We start from the raw sequence: 16601 nt of genomic DNA, 5'->3' as shown, positions 1-16601 counted from the left end.
TCTCATCGATCGGCGCCGGTGGACGGTGCCACCGGAGTGACGCTGTGAGCAACCGAGGGCCGTTGACGGTGCTCATCCGAGGAACCGTCTGAGCTGTTCAGCCATTTCCCGGGAATGCGTCCAGTGCAAGTATTGACCGCCATCGAGCACCACGAGTTCCGAACGATCCAGGGATTCCAGCTGCTGCGCATGGGCGGGGCGCCACTCCGTGTTGGCGTCGATGAGCTGTTGCGAGAGGAACGCCAACACTGGAAGCCCGGTGGGGTACCCTAATCCGCCCACGGCGGCGAAGTTCTCTGCGGACCTGTTGTTCTCATCGATCACCGCCGGGTTCGCATAGTTCCGGATCGTCATCAACCGGATCTGCTCGATGTCCCGCTCGGAGTAGACCCCGACGGGGGCTGATGGTGTGGTGATTGCCGGGTCGAGTGCGGTCATCCACCGCACCCAGCCCGTTATCGAAAGGAACCGCTCCCACCCTCCCGTCCTTGGCGCTACGGCGAAGTCCTCAGGAACGGTCCCGTCAATGGTGACGAGGGCTGATACCTCCCCAGGGAAACGGTTCACGTAGTCGAGGCTGTAGATTGCCGCCAGGGAGTGGGCCATCAGGACGTAGGAATCTTTCACATTCAGCTTCGAGAGCGTGTCATGGAGCTCGGTAGAGATGTTCGCGACGGTTCGCTGGGTGACATCCAGGTCGCTGTAGCCATATCCGAACCGTTCGATCGCGACCACGGTGTAGGCGTCGTCGAGCTCGCCGATCAGGGGTGTGAAGTCCAATACCGGGGATGCGGTGCCGTAGCCGCCAAGCAGCACCACGGTCTTTTCGCCCTCCCCTGTCACGGATACGTTGATCTGGCCGCCATCGATGCTGACCCTCTCGCCATACGGGTGGACATTCGCCGTCTCGTACGCACCCAAGACCAGGTTGCTCACGCTCGAAACCCCCACCAGCACCACAGCAGCGAGCCCAACGACACCGAGGATCCGCAGCAGCTTCCTCATACGCCCTCCGCACGTGGTGCCAGCAGAGTCCGTCCGATGACAGCCGACGGCCAGCACCCGGCAGGGGCCGGAGTCGCCACGTCAGCGTCCCCCGGTTGACGCAGTGTTCTCCAAGGAATGGGCTGACGCGCGAAGCAGGAAGGCAAAGGCCACGAGAAGGGCACCTGTAATCCATCCGCCGACGGCGGACGGGACGGGCATCCCGTACAGGAAAAGAACGCCTATCACGACCATCGCCGCGGACAGGACAGCGAACAGGCGCATGCCGTAGAGAAAGACGAAAGGGAGGTAGTGCGCCCCGACAATGACCATGCTCGCCGGAAAGAACAGTTCACTGCGACCGCCGAGCATCGCCACAACCACCACAAAGCCGATCGGTACCGTGAACGCTATCTGCATCGACAAGCCCGCCATCGGGTGCCCCGCCGGCAACGACGAAGGACGTCCGGAAAGCCGAATGACGAGCGTCGTCAGCGGGAAGATCAGCACCCCACCGAAGAAAAGTACGCCGACAGCAACTGGAGGAGAGAACCATGTGGCCGCCGCGGCGGCCCCCAGCCACACGGCCCCGGACACCAACTGGCCGTAGAACCCTCCCGCATAAACTCGGCGCACATCGCGTTGAGCTTCGGCTATCGACACCTATTCGACCCTGCCGGTCTGGACGGATTCCACCGGAACCCTTTTGATGTTCGCGATGGACTCGAAATCCATCCTGAACCTGTCATCGGGCCCGTGCGCTTCGACCATGATTCATCCCCCAATGTTCGGCCGTGCGGCCGCTGGTCCTCACTCTAGACCACGAGAGTGTGGTGGTTCCCTGCCGTAGTGCTCGCAACCACAAGTACTTCTGTTAGGGCACGCGGCGACTCGCCCGGGCCGAGATATGCGCGGAGACCCAGTGGCATTCGGGTTCGGCCAGAGACCCACATCCCGGAGACAGCCGCGATTTCCCTGCGGGCTACTCAAACCCGGTTCAGCCAACGGCTCCATGTCGAACACCCGCGTACTGCCCGAAGTGAAGAGCCGATAAGTCGGAGCGGTAGCCGTATCGTCGCTAACTTGCCGGCACCGTCAGGTCCCAGGAAGCCAGATACGTCTCGCGACGCGAACTCCTGGCGCCCTCGGGAGGGCGGCCACCAGTCTGGCCATGTCACCAGGGCCTCCGGCACCAAGCTCAGCGCGCTGGCCCGGCACGCCGAGAAACGGCGCCTGGCCGATGCCCTGGACCTCTGTGATTCAGTCTCAGCGCTGGACCTCGTCATCTGTAAGCGCCTCCCGCCCCCTTTGCCAACAGTAAAGCCGATACCGAACGCATCTTCGAGGGAAGTCAGCGCGTGCTGCCCAAGCGAAGGGGCCTCCACTAACGCGAACGTGGATACTGGGCGACCGCCCGTAGCCGGTCGTTCGACGGCGCAAAGGCCACTCAAAATACCCGGATTACTATCGCCGAATTTCCGCAGCCACCAGGTTCCCTTCAGACCCGTCCGATAAAAATGCCCGGTGACGGGGTGGCTAAACGGTCCATTCAGAGCCATGGTCGGGCTCCTCATCGGATACGCCCGCGTATCCACGAACCAAGACCTTACCGTCCGGAAGAAAGGGACTCACCCGTGACGACCGGGCACGCCGCGGGCTCAAGATAGCGCTAGCAGCCTGACCGTCAACAAGACGTATCAAGTCATGCGCTTACCGGGCAACGTCGCCATGAACAGTCATGACATGAAGAAATGCAACTAGCAAAGGCAGCGACGCTCGCCAGCCCAACGTCCAGTCATGCCGTTCCAGGCGTTCCCGGCCATGAACGAGTAAGCAACGCCACCGCTGCCGGAAATCAAGAGAAGGAGCCGCCGGCCACAACGGCCACCAACAAAAAAGCCCCTGAGGGGCCCAAAAATTGAACATTTTGTGTACACCCTGAGGCCCACGCCCCTGACCAGCAAAACACTGTGCCCGAGGTGGGACTCGAACTGCATTCCAGCCCCTGCAAACACTGGGAACCCGCGGAAACATACGGAAACCCGCCCACTCCGGCGTCAGTACGGTCCAGTCCGAGACCCAAAGTGTGGACACTGTCCACACCCCCAATTCCCCCCCGGAAGGCCTCCCCCAAACTCCCGCACCCCGCTTCGAGATGGGTATGGCACTTCTTTGCCCTGAGAAACCTGATTGCAGGAGGAGACCCCGCGCGGCCGCAACCGGATCATACCCACGTCGCTGCGGACTCCTGGACAAGTCGCGCGGGACTCTTCGCCCTTAGTCTCTTCATGGCGATGACACCTCCCTTCACCCCCTCATGGTTCGATCAGCCGACAGCCGCATGACCGGCGTACGCGGCACGCTGCCCCCGGCACGGAACTCGCCACCGGGTAACCGTGCCAACACCATTTTTTTGGACAACCAGTCGCGCCCCGCGCCCGCAGGGCGCGGTTCATCCACCGAACACGATTGGCGCGCTGCCCGTGGCAGTGGCCCGGGACTGCGGCTGCGGCTGCGGCTGCGGCTGCGACGTCGCCTATTTGCAGGGGCTGGCGATGCGCAAAGCGGCGGACTTGTATCCGGGAAATCAAAAACCGATGCCCGTGACGCGTTCATCATCGCCGAGACGGCCAGGGCGATGCCGCACACCCTGCGCGCGGTCGACCAGGCAAGGCTTCTCAGGGACGTCGAGGGTGCTGACGAAACCTTCAGGAGGGTCGACTGGAGGATGAGGTCTGTGCTTAATCTGGCTAGATTACGGTCGTTGTACTTGTATCAAACAGGTGACGACTGGTCGGTACGGCACAGCCGGTCCACTCGGAAGATAGAGCCAGAAGAACGCGTGATTCGGAAATGTGTGCATGGGTGAGATCAATTCAGCGTCTAGTCAGCATTTACCCCTCGTGTGAGGCTTTAGGCAATGGCACGGACGGCCACGACCGGCAGCGATGGCGGCTCGGAGACTGTGTTCGCCGCCATGACCTGAGTCAAACGCACGAGGAATTCTGGGAGCAACCTGATGCAAGAAATCGATGTGCCCGTTTTGATCGTTGGTGCTGGACCAGCCGGTCTGACCACCGCGTTGGCGCTTCGCCAATACGGGATCGAGTGCCTACTAGTCGAGAAATATGCGGGCACGGCGCACACTCCACGGGCACACATCGTAAACCAGCGGACCGTCGAGATCATGCGGCATCTGGGGGTGGACGGTCGTCTTCTTGAGGTCGCGACGCCACCCGATCTGATGCGCAACAACCTGTGGATTACGACGCTCGCGGCGCCCGAGGTCGGACGTCTCGAGGCGTGGGGCACCGGTCACGAGCGTGCCGGGGATTACGCCGCGGCGAGCCCGAGCCCGATGCTCAACTGTCCGCAAACTGTCTTCGAGCCGCTGCTGATGGACGCGGTGCGTGAGGCTGGATGCGATGTGCGGGTGCGGCACGAGTTCGAGTCGCACGAGGAGGACGACCGCGGCGTCGTCAGCACCGTGAAAGACCTTGTGACCGGCGAGACCCTACTCGTTCGTTCTCGGTACCTGGTCGGGGCGGATGGAGCCAGGGCCACGGTACTGTCGCAGGCCGGCCTCACGGTTGCAGGAGAAACCGCGATCGCTCACGCGCTGAACATCTGGTTCCGCGCCGACCTCACCAAGTACCTGGCGCATCGGCCGGGCGTGCTCGCTTGGAACTTGGCTCCTGGCCCACTCCCTACGGGACGTCTCGGGACGCTGATCTGCCACCGGCCCTATACAGAGTTCGTCCTCGCGATCAATTACGACCCGGAGCGCGAGGACCCAACGGCATTCGATGATGCAACCCTTGCCGCGCGGGTCCGTGCCCTCATCGGCGAGGACGACGTCGAAGTGGAGATACTAGGAAGCGCTCCGTGGATCGTCAATGCGCAGGTCGCTCCGACGTATGGGACTGGGCGTGTCTTCTGCATGGGTGACGCGGTGCACCGCCATCCGCCCGCCAACGGGCTCGGTCTCAACATGTCGGTAGCGGATGCTTTCAACCTGGCGTGGAAGCTGGCGCTCGTACTGAAAAATCAGGCCGAGCCAGGGCTGCTGGACACGTACTCGAGGGAGCGCCAACCAATCGGTGCGGCGGGGGTTGCCCGCGCTCTCCAGAGCCGCAGGGAGTTCGCCGCCGTTTCGGATGCGCTCGGATACGAACCCGGGCAGAGCGTCGCCGAGGGCCAGTGCCGCCTCGACGAGCTCACCGCGTCCGGACCGATCGGTGATCGCCGCCGCGAGTTACTCCGCAGGGCTATCGCGCAGACGAACTACCAGTTCAATGCGCACGGGGTCGAACTAGGATATCGCTACGAGACTGGCGCGATCGTGGATGACCAAACGCCGCAGCCGGTACCCGATGTGGATTCGGAGCTCTATTACCGGCCTACGACTCGACCGGGAGCGCGCGTGCCGCACGCTCGCGTGGGACGCGGTGCCACAGAATGTTCAACGCTTGACCTCGTCAAGGGGGCGCGCTTCTGTCTGCTCACCGGCTTCGGGGGCGAGGGCTGGCGTGATGCGGCAGCTGCGGCAAGCGCAGCCACGGGAGTAGAAATTGACGTCCACCTCATTGGGCATCCCGATGGCTTCCGCGACCTCTACGGTGAATGGGCCCAACGACGGGAAGTCGGTGAGAGCGGTTGCGTTCTGATCCGACCGGACCGTCACGTCGCCTGGCGATTGGGAGAGTACACGACGGAAGCGCCCCACGCACTCATGCGTGCGCTCGGCCAGATTCTAGCCCCCGCATCCATTCCGCAGCTCGCGGGATCGCGCTGAGTAGCAGAAGTCGATTCCGGGCAACCTGAATTCTCGGAATCGCCAACGAAGACCAGCGACGTCACCGATGCCCTTAGGCATGCAGCGTCGCGTCATATTCACCCGCTCCGAGTCCTCGATGCCGACGCTAGTCGACTGAGGCTCACTGAGCAGTAGCCAAAAAATCACATCATCAAAGGAGATATACGTGAAAATCGGACTATTTTTTGCACCGGCCCATCCTCCGGAGCGCACCCAAGAGCTGGGCGGCTACAAGCGGATGTTCGACTGGGACATTTCCGTCATCAAGCATGCCGATGCACTTGGCTTCGAGGAGATTTGGTACGGCGAGCACTACACCCACATTTGGGAGCCAGTGCCGTCGCCTGACCTCATCCTTCAGACCGCCGCGCGCGAAACGACGAACATCAAGCTCGGCGCCGGCACGTTCCTCCCGCCTTTCCACCATCCGGCCGAGCTCGCTGCGCGCATTTCCTACCAAGACCAACTGCTCGAGGGTCGCTACATGGTGGGGTTCGGCGCTGGGTCAGTACCAAGCGACCTCAAGATGTTCGGCATTGATGGTGTAACGGGAGAGCACCGCGATATGAACCGCGAGGCAGTCGAAATCATGGTCAAGTACTGGACCGAACCGGGCCCGTGGCGGTACGAGGGCAAGTACTGGACGTGTGAGAAGGTCGCTCCCGATGCTTTCGCCGCTGTTCCCGGAACGCTCGGTGATCACCTCCACCCCTTCCAGGACCCGCACCCGCCAATCGCTGTGTCGGGGCTGAGCCCCAATTCCCCGTCACTCGAATGGGCCGGAGAAATGGGGTACCTGCCCATCTCGCTGAACATGAACAACCGATTCATGGCCGGGCACTGGGAGACGGTTGAGCGCGGGGCCCGGAAGACCGGTCGAGTCGCGAACCGGGACGACTGGCGAATCGCACGGGAGGTGTTCGTCGCCGACACCGACGAAGAGGCGCTCGAGAACGTCCGAAACGGCTTCTACGGCCGCTTCTACCGCGACCAGCTGCTGCCCGTATTCAAGAACCTCGGCGGTATCGCGGACAACTGGAAGCACGACGACTCCGTAACAGATGACGATTTGACGCTCGACTACCTCATCGAGCACATGTTCATAGTCGGTTCTGTCGAGACGGTCACGCGGAAGCTGGAGGAAATGCAACGGGACTCCGGCGGCTTCGGCACGCTCCTCGTGGAAGCCATGGACTACGAAGACCGCAAGGACGCGTGGTTCCGCTCGCTGGAGCTTCTGGCCACGGAGGTCCTGCCTCGGGTAAACGCCGCCGAGCTGGCCGAGACCCGCTAGGCCACTTAGCCTTTCGTACCGCCCGGCGGCCCGCGACCTTTTCCTGGAGCGTGGCCGCCGGTGGCCGTCACTGCACCACGCACCGCCGGCCACCAGAGCCGAGGTAGTCGGCCGCCACCGGCGTGTCTCAGCCAATCGGCGAACGCGTTGCGCGACGCCACGACAATTTAGATCCAGTTGCCCACCCAGCGGCACCCCGTACCAGAATCGAGAAAGACAATGACCGTCAACTATCAAATCGACGAGACATACCCGGAACCCAACTTCGATGTCGCACAGCTCGCCAGTGTGGAGATGTTTTCACCGAAAGTCGACGAGACGGTATGGTTCTTCACCGAGCTACTCGGCATGACGGTGTCCGGCCGGGACGGTGACTCGGTGTACCTCCGAGCATACGAGGACTGGTACCACCATTCGCTCAAGGTCACCTACCGCGATACGCCTGGGGTGGGCAGGACGACGTGGCGCAGCAGCTCCCCGCAGGCACTCGGCCGCCGCGTCGACGCCCTTGCCGCCAACGGTGTCGCCGTCGATTGGCGCGAGGGCGATCTTGGGCAGGGGCCGACCGTCGACTTCGCCTCGCCCTCAGGCAACGCCCACTCCCTCCTGTGGGAGGTCGACTACTTCAAGGCGTCCGACGAACAGGCATCGCGACTGCTCAGCCGCCCCCAGAAGCGTCCAATCAAGGGCGTCCCCGTCCGGCGACTCGACCACGTCAACCACCTGGTCGATGACGTCACCAAGAACCGCGAATTCCTCCAGGACACGCTGGGATTCCGCCTTCGCGAGAACATCGTGGTGCATGGGCGAGAGGCCGCCGCATGGATGAGCGTGAGCCCTCTGGTGCACGAGATCGCCAACCTCGCCGATCGCACCGGCCGATCAGCCAACGGGCAAGGTGGCCTGCACCACCTCGCGTTCTGGTACGGCTTCCCCCAGCACCTGCTCGATGCTGCCGACGTTTTCACCGACTACGGACTCACCATCGACCTCGGCCCCGGCAAGCACGGAGCGACGCAGGCCCAGTTCCTGTACGTCTTCGAACCGGGCGGCAACCGGATCGAGCTGTTCGGGGACACGGGTTACCTCATCTTCGACCCCGCCTGGAAGCCACTCACGTGGACCGAGAAGGACATGGACAAGGCGCTCGTTTGGTATGGGACACCGCTGGGGCGAGAGTTTAGCCTCTTCAGCGAGACCGTGCCGGGCTGATACGGCGAGCTCACCAGATGAAATCATCAGTTCCGAGCCTGCGAAGCGAACAGTGACCTCGAAAGAAACGACAGACATCCGAGAAGCGGTCTCGAGCATCTCCGATGGGGCAACGATCATGATCGGAGGGTTCGGTCGCGCGGGCCAGCCCGTCGAGCTGATCGACGCGCTGATCGAGCACGGCGTCCGCGATCTCACCATCGTGAGCAACAACGCCGGCAGCGGCGACACCGGAATCGCCGCGCTCCTCGCCGCGCGGCGCGTCCGAAAGGTCGTCTGTTCGTTCCCACGGCAGAGCGACTCCTGGGTATTCGACAGGATGTATCGCGCGGGCGAGGTCGAACTCGAGCTCGTCCCGCAAGGCAACCTTGCGGAACGCATCCGCGCAGCCGGCGCCGGCATCGGCGCGTTCTTCACACCGACGGGCGTCGGCACGGACCTCGCCGCCGGGAAAGAGCATCGAACGATCAACGGGCGCGAATACGTGCTCGAATACCCGATCTTCGCTGATGCCGCTCTCATCAGCGCCCTGCGGGGCGACCGATACGGCAACCTGATCTACCGCAAGACTGGCCGGAATTTCGGGCCCATCATGGCCACCGCTGCGACGACCACAATCGCGCAAGTGGATGTTTGTGTGGAGCCCGGCGGCCTGGATCCCGAGTCCATCGTCACCCCCGGGATCTTCGTCGACTGCGTTGTCCCCGTCGGCGAGCGTTCCTGGTTGGCCGACGGACACTTCGTAGGCGGGACCGACGCTGCCGGGGCACCGCTGTCTCCCAGCGCAAAGGAATCACAGTGAAAAGACTGCTTAGCCGATCCGAGATCGCAGCGCGCATCGCCGAGGACATTCCCGGGGGGGCCGTCGTCAATCTCGGCATCGGCGCGCCGACGCTGGTGGCGAATTTCATCCCACCGGACCGGGAGATCCTGCTGCACACCGAAAACGGTATGCTCGGCATGGGGCCGGCGCCTTCTCGGGAGCATATCGATCCTGACCTCATAAATGCTGGAAAAGAGCCGGTCACAGAAGGAGTTGGCGCTGCGTACTTTCATCACGCCGATTCCTTTGCAATGATGCGCGGTGGGCACATCGACTTGTGCGTCCTCGGCGCGTTCCAGGTCTCCGAGCACGGCGACCTCGCGAACTGGTCTACCGGGGAGCCCGGTGCCGTGCCTGCCGTCGGCGGGGCGATGGACTTGGCGCGAGGCGCGAAGGAGGTCTACGTCATGACCGACCTCTTCACGAAGTCGGGCGAGCCGAAGCTCGTCACTTCGTGCTCATATCCCCTAACGGCCGTCCGCTGCGTCAAACGCATCTACACCGACCACGCGATCTTCGAGGTGACCGCTCGCGGCTTTCGAGTGCGGGAGACGTTCGGCGGGCTGACCACGAGCGACCTCGAAGTCCGAACCGGCCTCAGATTCCACGATTAGCACCTATCGAACGGTGCTTGATGCACCGGATCTGTTCGCTTTGGCGTGGGGAAGTTGGTCTCGGGCTAGTTGTCCGGGACCACTTCCACCACGGCATCTGGTCGGTGTGCTCGAAGAGGACGGGCCTGAACCGGAAGCCGGGACCACCGGTTCACGACGACCTGGTGGAACGGGACTTCACCGCCACTTCGCCGAACGAGCTGTGGCTGACGGACATCACCGGGCACCCAGCCGGTGACGGAAAGCTCTGCCTCTACGTGGTCAAGGACGTCTGTTCCGGAAGGATCGTCGGGTACTCGATCTACTCGATGTACTCGCGGATGAAATCCTCGCTGGCCGTGGCCGCTGGAGAACGCGGTGCGCTCACGCCGCCCGGCAGGCACCCTGGTCCACTCCGATAGTGAGACTGGCTGTACCGGTATTCCCGGAGGTCCTTGACTCGCACACTGATGGACGCGACAGGATGCTGGTGCCGGGTGCCCCCGGGGTTCTTGACCCTCACTCCGATCGACAGCCGTTGTCTTTGCCCGGATCTGTCAGTCCCTGGGAGTACCCGGTGAGGCGCCACGCCTCGCCGCCGGAGTGACCTAAGGAGAGCCTGCACCAACGGTGCTCATCACTGTCTTGTCCGCCGGTGGGTCGAAGCGCGGGGCCGTGCCCTTGCAGACCGGATGAACCGGAGGGCAAACGACATGACCAGAACACCCGCAACCAGAGGCCCCGACCAGGCGCCGACGCCCGTCTTCGCCGGCGTCGACACGCACAAAGAACTCCACGTCGCCGCCGTCATCGACGCCGGCGAGACAGTGTTGGGCACCAGGAGCTTTCCGACTACGCGCACCGGATACCGGACCCTGCTCGCCTGGATCGGCGAGTTCGGTGACCTGGCCCGGATCGGCATCGAGGGCACCGGATCCTACGGCGCCGGCCTGACCCGACACCTTGCCAAAGCCGGCGTCACGATCCTGGAGGTCGACCGGCCCGTCCGGTCCGACCGCCTCCGCAAAGGCAAGGACGACGATCTCGATGCGATCAATGCAGCCCGCGCCGCACTGCACGGCCGACGCACCAGCATCCCGAAATCCAAGGACGGCGCCGTCGAAGCCCTGCGCGTGCTGCGCGTCACCCGCGCACACGCAGTCCATTTCCCCGGGACCGGGCCAGGGGCCCGGCAACTATGAGGTCAGAGCCCGCAGCGCGGATGAGGCCGAATTCCTGGCCATCAGCGAAGGCGCCCGGACCTGGCTGCTGGAAGCTGCCGGGGGATGAACGTGTAGATGGCCTAAGCAGTCACGCTCGCCAAAATCGCCGGCACCGACTAGGGCGTGTCTCCTTATTGGCGCAGCCAGATCAGGACTGCGTGGAGGGCGACCCCGGAGCGGTAGGTGATGGCGAGCTTGTCGTAGCGGGCAGCGATGCTGCGCCATTGCTTGAAGATGTTGAAGGACTGTTCGACGACGGACCGGCCTTTGTAGGCCTCGCTGTCGAAGTCCACCGGGCGGCCACCGCGGGCGCCTTTGCGTTTGCGGTTGGCGATCTGGTCCCTGGGTTCGGGAATGACTGTCTTGATCTTCCGGGCCCGTAACAGTGAACGGTTGGCCCTGGAGGAGTAGGCCTTGTCGCCCATCACCGAGTCAGGGCGGGTCCGTGCCCGTCCCGTTCCGGCGTGCGGGACGTTGATGGCGTCAATGACGTGGGGAAACATCCGTGAGTCCGAGCCCTGGCCCGGTCCAATGATGAACGCCAGGGGCCGGCCTTTCCCGTCGCAGGCGTGGTGGATTTTCGTGCTTAGCCCGCCCCGGGAACGCCCGACGGCGTGGTCGTCAGGCTCGATCCAGAGTTTCTTGTAATTCGGGAAGTCCCCCTGTGTTGCGGGGAAGGTTGGTTCCGTGCTGGTGGGCGCGGTTGATCGTTGAGTCCACCGACACTGTCCAGTCGATCTCCCCGGCGGCGTCGGCCTGGGTCAGCAGCACGGCGTGGATCCGGTCCCAAACTCCGTCTGCTGCGAAACGGCGGTGGCGCTTCCACACCGTCTGCCACGGACCGAACTGTTCCGGCAGGTCCCGCCAGGCGATCCCGCACCGGTACCGGTACGCAATACCCTCGACGACCTGGCGGTGGTTCCGGAATGGGCGCCCGCGCTGGCCGTCGGAGCTGGGCAGCAACGGCTCAATGCGGGCTCAGCCTATTTGGGAGACACGCCCTAGGTCGGCCGGGCCCTGGGCGACGCTGCACTGCATGGCCAGTTCGCGCACCCGGACCTGCCCTCGATCCTGAAAGCCAACATCCGCCGCACCACCACGCACGCCTCCAGGGAGTCGACCTCCCTGGCTTCAGGGGAAACGTGCCTGAGCGATCGGCAACGCGGCCCCGGACACCGCGGCCGGCAACACCGCGACGTAGGGTGCCCGATGAGCCTGTCACCACCACCACACCGCGGCTCCGCCGCGGCCCGCGGACCTGGAGGCCCGGATGCGGTCCCTGTCAATGGCTCACGTGCGCTGGCCCCGGAATTGATGGCGACCGCAAGCGCAGAGCGGTTGAAAACCGGTCGGAGTCACAAGGCCCTCTCCACCGAGGAATGCGCCGCCGGGCCCGGTCCATGCTCGCCTCCCGGCGCAAGGCCGCCGTGCCGGCCGGGCAAACCTTCGACGTCTGGGGACCCGGCAGCGTCTTCCATCCCCGCCCCGACCCAGCAGGCGCTGCGGACCTTGGAATGGATCACCCGGAGGAAAAACCTGGTCGTCCGCGGGCCTCCAGCACCGGGAAGACCTCCTTCCTCGAAGCTCGCGGCCAGCAGGCCGTCGAAGGCGGGATCCGAGTGCCTGGTTCAGGCTAGAGGACCTCGGCGTCTTGATCCGCCCCAGATGCATCGCCCGCCAACAAGGCGGCCAGCGCCGTCGATGCCGTGCTGTCGAGGTACTCGTCCAATCGGAGGACCTCTCCCTTGTCGTTCAGCGTCACCCACATGGAACACGGTATTTCTATGGCCGTTCCGGCCGGTGGCCTGAACAACCACCGATGTGTCTGGACGAATCCGTTCGCAGTGGTCTCGCGATTCAGAATGTCGAGTTCGACCGTGCACTTCGCGGCTTCGCACGCCGCATGCAGACCTTCCAGGCCAGTCAGGAACTCGTCCCGCTTCTGTTCGGCTTCGTCGGTGTTGTGCCACACGATCGACTCGGGCGCGAGGAGAACCCCCATCGCCACGTGGTCGAGGCTTCTCATGGCGTCGGTCAACGCCTCCGCCCTTTTCATGACTTCGTTACGATCTATAGACATGCGTTGATCTCCTTCAATGGGTTCGATTTGCTTCAGCAATGTTTCGGATTGGAACCACGCAAGGGCCGGGTGCCTGACGCGCAATGAGCACACCTGCGCTGCGTCTGCCCATCCCCGCTGCGAGGTCATTTCGACCCGGCAGCCGGGGAACGTCTATAGCAGAACCTCGACGAAGTTCTTCGGAATAGGGAGGCCCCATGCAACGGCGTAGCTCTTGGTAAAGGTCAGGGATCCAGTGGACTCGCTGAGCCAACTCGTGGCCGGCGAGTTGTCACGTCAGGGTTCCTGGGCACTCTCTTAGATTGCTGTGACACCGGCATCCACGATGAACTCCGAACCGGTCGAGTAGCTGGATTCGTTCGATGCGAGGAAGAGGACGAGGTTCGAGACCTCCTCGGGCTGGGCGATGCGTCCGAGCGGAATACTCTTTACAGCGCCCGCGAGCAGATCGGCGGGGGTGTCGTCCAGCATCTGAGTGGCGACCATGCCAGGGTGGACTGAGTTTACGCGGATTCCATCGCCGCCGAGTTCGGCGGCGGCGGCCTTTGTCAGCCCTCGCACCCCGAATTTGGAGGAGGTATAGGCCGCGTAGTTTTTGTTGCCGATGAGTCCGGCCGCGGAGGAGATGTTGACGATCGATCCCCCGCCCGCTGCGCGCATCGAAGTCAAGACCGACTTGATCCCCAGCCACGACCCGACGAGGTTGATATCCAGGGTGCGGCGGAACTGCTCCTCCGTTGTCTCCTCGAACGACCCTGCGGGGGCAATGCCCGCGTTGTTGACGAGGATACCTACGTGCCCGAAAAGCTCTTCAGCGGTGCGGACCACGGCCTCCCAGTCCTCGGACCTGGTCACGTCCTGGCGCACGAACGCGACGTTCTCACCGAGCTCTCTTGCCAGCGCGCCGCCCTCGGTCTCCAGGAGGTCGCCGAACACAACCTTGGCGCCTTCGCGCACCATCACCCGCACATGCGAGGCACCCATACCCCGCGCGCCACCGGTTACTACCGCTACTTTGCCGTGCAACCTACCCAAGTTCTCACCATTCTTCATTGAACTTCACCTTTTTTGGTTGAAAGCGGATCTACCTCTGGTCTGATCGTTCTGCCCGAGCTGGTTCCTCGAGCCGTCGGACGATCGCCGTCATGAAATGGCACTGCGTTTCGCGCTCGTCGCTAAGCGGTAGCGACACGGGATGCCATCAACAAGCACCGACACATACTCACCTTTCGGAGAAGCCGAGCTGGTCTGCGTCCCATTCGAAACCGCGCTTGTAGCCTCCTAGGGCCTGTGATTGACCTAGCTAATAGATCAGACTTGCTCGTTTGGAGGACCAGCGTCCACGGCTGCACGGGCCTGGTGGCTACCGTTCCGAGATGAAGGACGCCAGGGTTCGGTTAAACTCGTCGGTATGCTCCAGCTGCACCCAATGGCCGCACTGATTGATGATGACGAGTCGTGCATCTTCGATGGCCGACACCAGCCGCAGTGAATGCTCGACGTTGAGGACGCGATCGTCCCGGCCGTGGATCAGGAGGACCGGCGCCTTGATCGAGGAGATCTCGGCCGGGGTCGCCGGTTTGAGGATGATAGGCAGGTGTTCGTCGAGGTCGGCTACGAAGTTCTCGCGATGCTGCGCGTACTTTATCGTGTTCTTCGACCGCTCAATCGCCACCTGCTCCGAAGTGCTGCTGGAGTCGAAGGTCATGACGTCGACCAGTCGTGCCATGTTCTCTGGGGAGGGATCCCGGTACGCTTGGAAGAGCACCTTGAGGCCCTCTGATGGACCGTCGGCTGGGCCGAACATCATCCGCTGCCCCACCATCGCCGCGCCCATGGTCACCACGTGGGTCACCCGCTCCGGGTACCGCGCCGCGAAGGCGAGTGAGGTGACCGCCCCCATCGAATTCCCCACGACCGCGGTGCGGTCCACGCCCAGCCCGTCGAGGACCTCGACGAGCGTGGCTGCATGGTCGCGGTCGCGTACCCGTACCGGATGGGATCCGCCCCAACCCGGCATGTCGATGGCCAGAATCCGGAACCGGTTGGAAAGGGCCTCGATGTTCGGTCCGAAGTTGCTCCAGGCCGTCGCGCCGGGGCCGCTCCCATGCAGAAGCACGACCACTGGTCCCTCGCCGATATCGTGATAGCGGATGTCACCAGTCGAGACGGCGATGTGCCGTTCCGAGTCCCGCTCGAGTGTGGAAGTTGGCATTCAATTACCTCATGACTTTCTGAATGTGGATTGTGGTTGTGGCAGAACCGCTTTACGTCCTGGCCCCCACTGGTGAGTCCTGCTTGGCCAGCGCCGCGTTTACTGCCGGTACCACTTCCTCAGCCATCAACTGCATCGACCGGAACCACGGGTCCTTTTGGTCTTCGTAGTCGACGCCCTCCATGAGCAGAGTGCCGAAGCCGCCGGTATCCTCCTGCATCCGGATCAGTTGCTCCGTGACCGTCTCGACCGATCCGATGAGGAATTGATGCTGCAGCAGGTACTCGAGGTTTATGTCAGATGTCTGCACCGAGTCGTCGTGCTTCCAGCTATCGCTATAGCCGAGGAGTTTGAAGATGGGCATCAGGAATTCGTTCAGGAACTCACCGAAGTAGCCGTCGCGAGCGAGGCTGAGGGCTTCCTCGTCGGTGTCAGCGACCACGACCTCGCGTGCGATGCGCCAATCGTTGCGGTCCGCTACGCGGCCACGGCTTTCGGCCGCGACACTGTATGTGTCCCACTGGCCGGCCATGAACCTTGTGTTCATGCCCAGTGAAATCGGCAGTAGTCCCTCCTCGCCAGCCCACTTCAGGGTTGCGGAGTTGGCGCTCAGACCTGCGACCGCGATCGGCGGGTGGGGCCGCTGGTACGGTTTCAGGTGGTCGCCGAGCGTGCCCGGAACGACGGGAAAGGCGTCGGCCGCGACCTTCTCACAGGTCCAGAACTCGCCCTCAAAGCGCCACGGGCCTTCCTCCGTCCAGTACTTCCGCATGATCTCCAAGCCCTCAACGGCCATCCGCCGGTGCTCGCCACTCGACATGTCGATGCCGAACATCTGCGCGTCCGTCGGCGTCCCGCCTGAGCCGATCCCAACCATGTACCGCCCCTCGAGCAGCTGATCCTGGTAGGAGATGCGCGCCGCCAGTTCCGCGGGATGGTGGAATCCTGGCACGTGGGCGCCGGCCGCGAGCACGATGTTTTCCGTCTCGCGGAGCGCTGCCTGAATCAGCAGATCGGGCGAGGGAAGCGGTTCCCAGAGGTTTGTGAAATGTTCTCCCACCCACGCTTCCGAGAAGCCGAGGCGGTCGGCCTTCTTGATCATTTCGAGGTCCCATTCGAAGCCCCGCTTGTATCCGCCGGGCGACTGGGACTGGGACGGACGGTGCCCCGTCATCAAAAAAAGTCCGAGCTTCATTGTTCTCTCCTTTGAGTCGTAAATATTGAGTCGTGTACCCGTCCGTCGATGCCTGCGTGAGGACAGCCTCAGACTCGCACGAGCGGGGGGGCTACTAGACGCGAATTCCGTATCGCGCTGCAACAGCGCACATATCGCCCGCCGCGGCCCCAAGGAATATCTGGGA

At 63.3% G+C, this 16601-nt stretch carries 12 protein-coding genes and 3 pseudogenes; 8 read left to right on the top strand and 7 right to left on the bottom strand.

Going from position 1 to position 16601, the window contains the following annotated elements; translation table 11 throughout:
- Window positions 1–72: 72 nt before the first annotated feature.
- Both K789_RS0104695 and K789_RS23890 read right to left on the bottom strand, forming a co-directional pair.
- Window positions 73–1005: an alpha/beta fold hydrolase gene (locus K789_RS0104695; RefSeq protein ID WP_029704509.1), complete on the bottom strand. Its 933-nt coding sequence runs from the start codon at window positions 1003–1005 to the stop codon at window positions 73–75.
- Window positions 1006–1086: 81 nt separating this feature from the next.
- The gene (locus K789_RS23890; protein ID WP_024365747.1) at window positions 1087–1647 is read right to left on the bottom strand and encodes a DUF7010 family protein; all 561 of its coding nucleotides are present in this window, start codon (window positions 1645–1647) and stop codon (window positions 1087–1089) included.
- 1787 nt (window positions 1648–3434) lie between these two features.
- Here K789_RS23890 and K789_RS24395 point away from each other — a divergent pair.
- The 8 genes and pseudogenes from K789_RS24395 to K789_RS0104650 form a co-directional block, all read left to right on the top strand.
- Window positions 3435–3649: pseudogene (locus K789_RS24395) on the top strand (IS110 family transposase); the annotation flags it as partial.
- 354 nt (window positions 3650–4003) lie between these two features.
- Complete coding sequence (locus tag K789_RS0104680) at window positions 4004–5779, top strand: FAD-dependent monooxygenase (protein ID WP_024365746.1); 1776 nt, start codon at window positions 4004–4006, stop codon at window positions 5777–5779.
- 187 nt (window positions 5780–5966) lie between these two features.
- Window positions 5967–7094 (top strand): LLM class flavin-dependent oxidoreductase, encoded by a 1128-nt coding sequence (locus K789_RS0104675; RefSeq protein WP_029704508.1) that lies wholly within the window; start codon window positions 5967–5969, stop codon window positions 7092–7094.
- A 219-nt stretch (window positions 7095–7313) separates the two neighbouring features.
- On the top strand, window positions 7314–8306 hold the full coding sequence (locus K789_RS0104670; RefSeq protein WP_024365745.1) for a VOC family protein: 993 nt from the start codon (window positions 7314–7316) through the stop codon (window positions 8304–8306).
- Between the two features lie 52 nt (window positions 8307–8358).
- Window positions 8359–9108: a 3-oxoacid CoA-transferase subunit A gene (locus K789_RS0104665; RefSeq protein WP_024365744.1), complete on the top strand. Its 750-nt coding sequence runs from the start codon at window positions 8359–8361 to the stop codon at window positions 9106–9108.
- A complete protein-coding gene (locus K789_RS0104660; RefSeq protein WP_024365743.1) occupies window positions 9105–9743 on the top strand; it encodes a 3-oxoacid CoA-transferase subunit B in 639 nt (212 codons plus the stop codon). Before K789_RS0104665 ends, K789_RS0104660 begins: the two co-directional genes overlap by 4 nt.
- Window positions 9744–9832: 89 nt before the next feature.
- Window positions 9833–10142, top strand: a pseudogene (locus K789_RS0104655) (DDE-type integrase/transposase/recombinase); the annotation flags it as partial.
- Window positions 10143–10435: 293 nt separating this feature from the next.
- Window positions 10436–10885, top strand: a pseudogene (locus K789_RS0104650) (IS110 family transposase); the annotation flags it as partial.
- 191 nt (window positions 10886–11076) lie between these two features.
- On the opposite strand, the gene K789_RS24975 reads toward K789_RS0104650, so the two are convergent.
- The 5 genes from K789_RS24975 to K789_RS0104620 all read right to left on the bottom strand — a co-directional run bounded on the left by K789_RS24975 (window position 11077) and on the right by K789_RS0104620 (window position 16435).
- A protein-coding gene (locus tag K789_RS24975) for an IS5 family transposase (protein WP_416352787.1) occupies window positions 11077–11917 on the bottom strand; the annotation gives its coding sequence in 2 pieces (ribosomal slippage) (window positions 11077–11598 and window positions 11600–11917; 840 coding nt in all).
- 661 nt (window positions 11918–12578) lie between these two features.
- Window positions 12579–13025, bottom strand: coding sequence for a hypothetical protein (locus tag K789_RS23880; protein WP_024365738.1), 447 nt, complete (start codon window positions 13023–13025; stop codon window positions 12579–12581).
- A gap of 297 nt (window positions 13026–13322) precedes the next feature.
- A complete protein-coding gene (locus K789_RS0104630) occupies window positions 13323–14078 on the bottom strand; it encodes a glucose 1-dehydrogenase (protein WP_202805065.1) in 756 nt (251 codons plus the stop codon).
- A 310-nt stretch (window positions 14079–14388) separates the two neighbouring features.
- The gene (locus tag K789_RS0104625) at window positions 14389–15240 is read right to left on the bottom strand and encodes an alpha/beta fold hydrolase (RefSeq protein ID WP_024365735.1); all 852 of its coding nucleotides are present in this window, start codon (window positions 15238–15240) and stop codon (window positions 14389–14391) included.
- Window positions 15241–15292: 52 nt separating this feature from the next.
- The gene (locus tag K789_RS0104620) at window positions 15293–16435 is read right to left on the bottom strand and encodes an LLM class flavin-dependent oxidoreductase (protein WP_024365734.1); all 1143 of its coding nucleotides are present in this window, start codon (window positions 16433–16435) and stop codon (window positions 15293–15295) included.
- Window positions 16436–16601 lie beyond the last annotated feature (166 nt).

Source organism: Arthrobacter sp. TB 26, assembly GCF_000427315.1.
In the GTDB taxonomy this organism is placed as follows: domain Bacteria; phylum Actinomycetota; class Actinomycetes; order Actinomycetales; family Micrococcaceae; genus Arthrobacter.
The sequence above is the reverse complement of the archived record's forward strand: the minus strand, read 5'-3'. Positions and strand labels throughout refer to the sequence as shown.

Coding starts and splice junctions, on each gene's coding strand:
- K789_RS0104625 (WP_024365735.1), bottom strand. CDS start 15,240: ATGCCAACTTCCACACTCGAGCGGGACTCGGAACGGCACATCGCCGTC.
- K789_RS0104680 (WP_024365746.1), top strand. CDS start 4,004: ATGCAAGAAATCGATGTGCCCGTTTTGATCGTTGGTGCTGGACCAGCC.
- K789_RS0104695 (WP_029704509.1), bottom strand. CDS start 1,005: ATGAGGAAGCTGCTGCGGATCCTCGGTGTCGTTGGGCTCGCTGCTGTG.
- K789_RS0104630 (WP_202805065.1), bottom strand. CDS start 14,078: ATGAAGAATGGTGAGAACTTGGGTAGGTTGCACGGCAAAGTAGCGGTA.
- K789_RS0104670 (WP_024365745.1), top strand. CDS start 7,314: ATGACCGTCAACTATCAAATCGACGAGACATACCCGGAACCCAACTTC.
- K789_RS0104620 (WP_024365734.1), bottom strand. CDS start 16,435: ATGAAGCTCGGACTTTTTTTGATGACGGGGCACCGTCCGTCCCAGTCC.
- K789_RS23880 (WP_024365738.1), bottom strand. CDS start 13,025: ATGTCTATAGATCGTAACGAAGTCATGAAAAGGGCGGAGGCGTTGACC.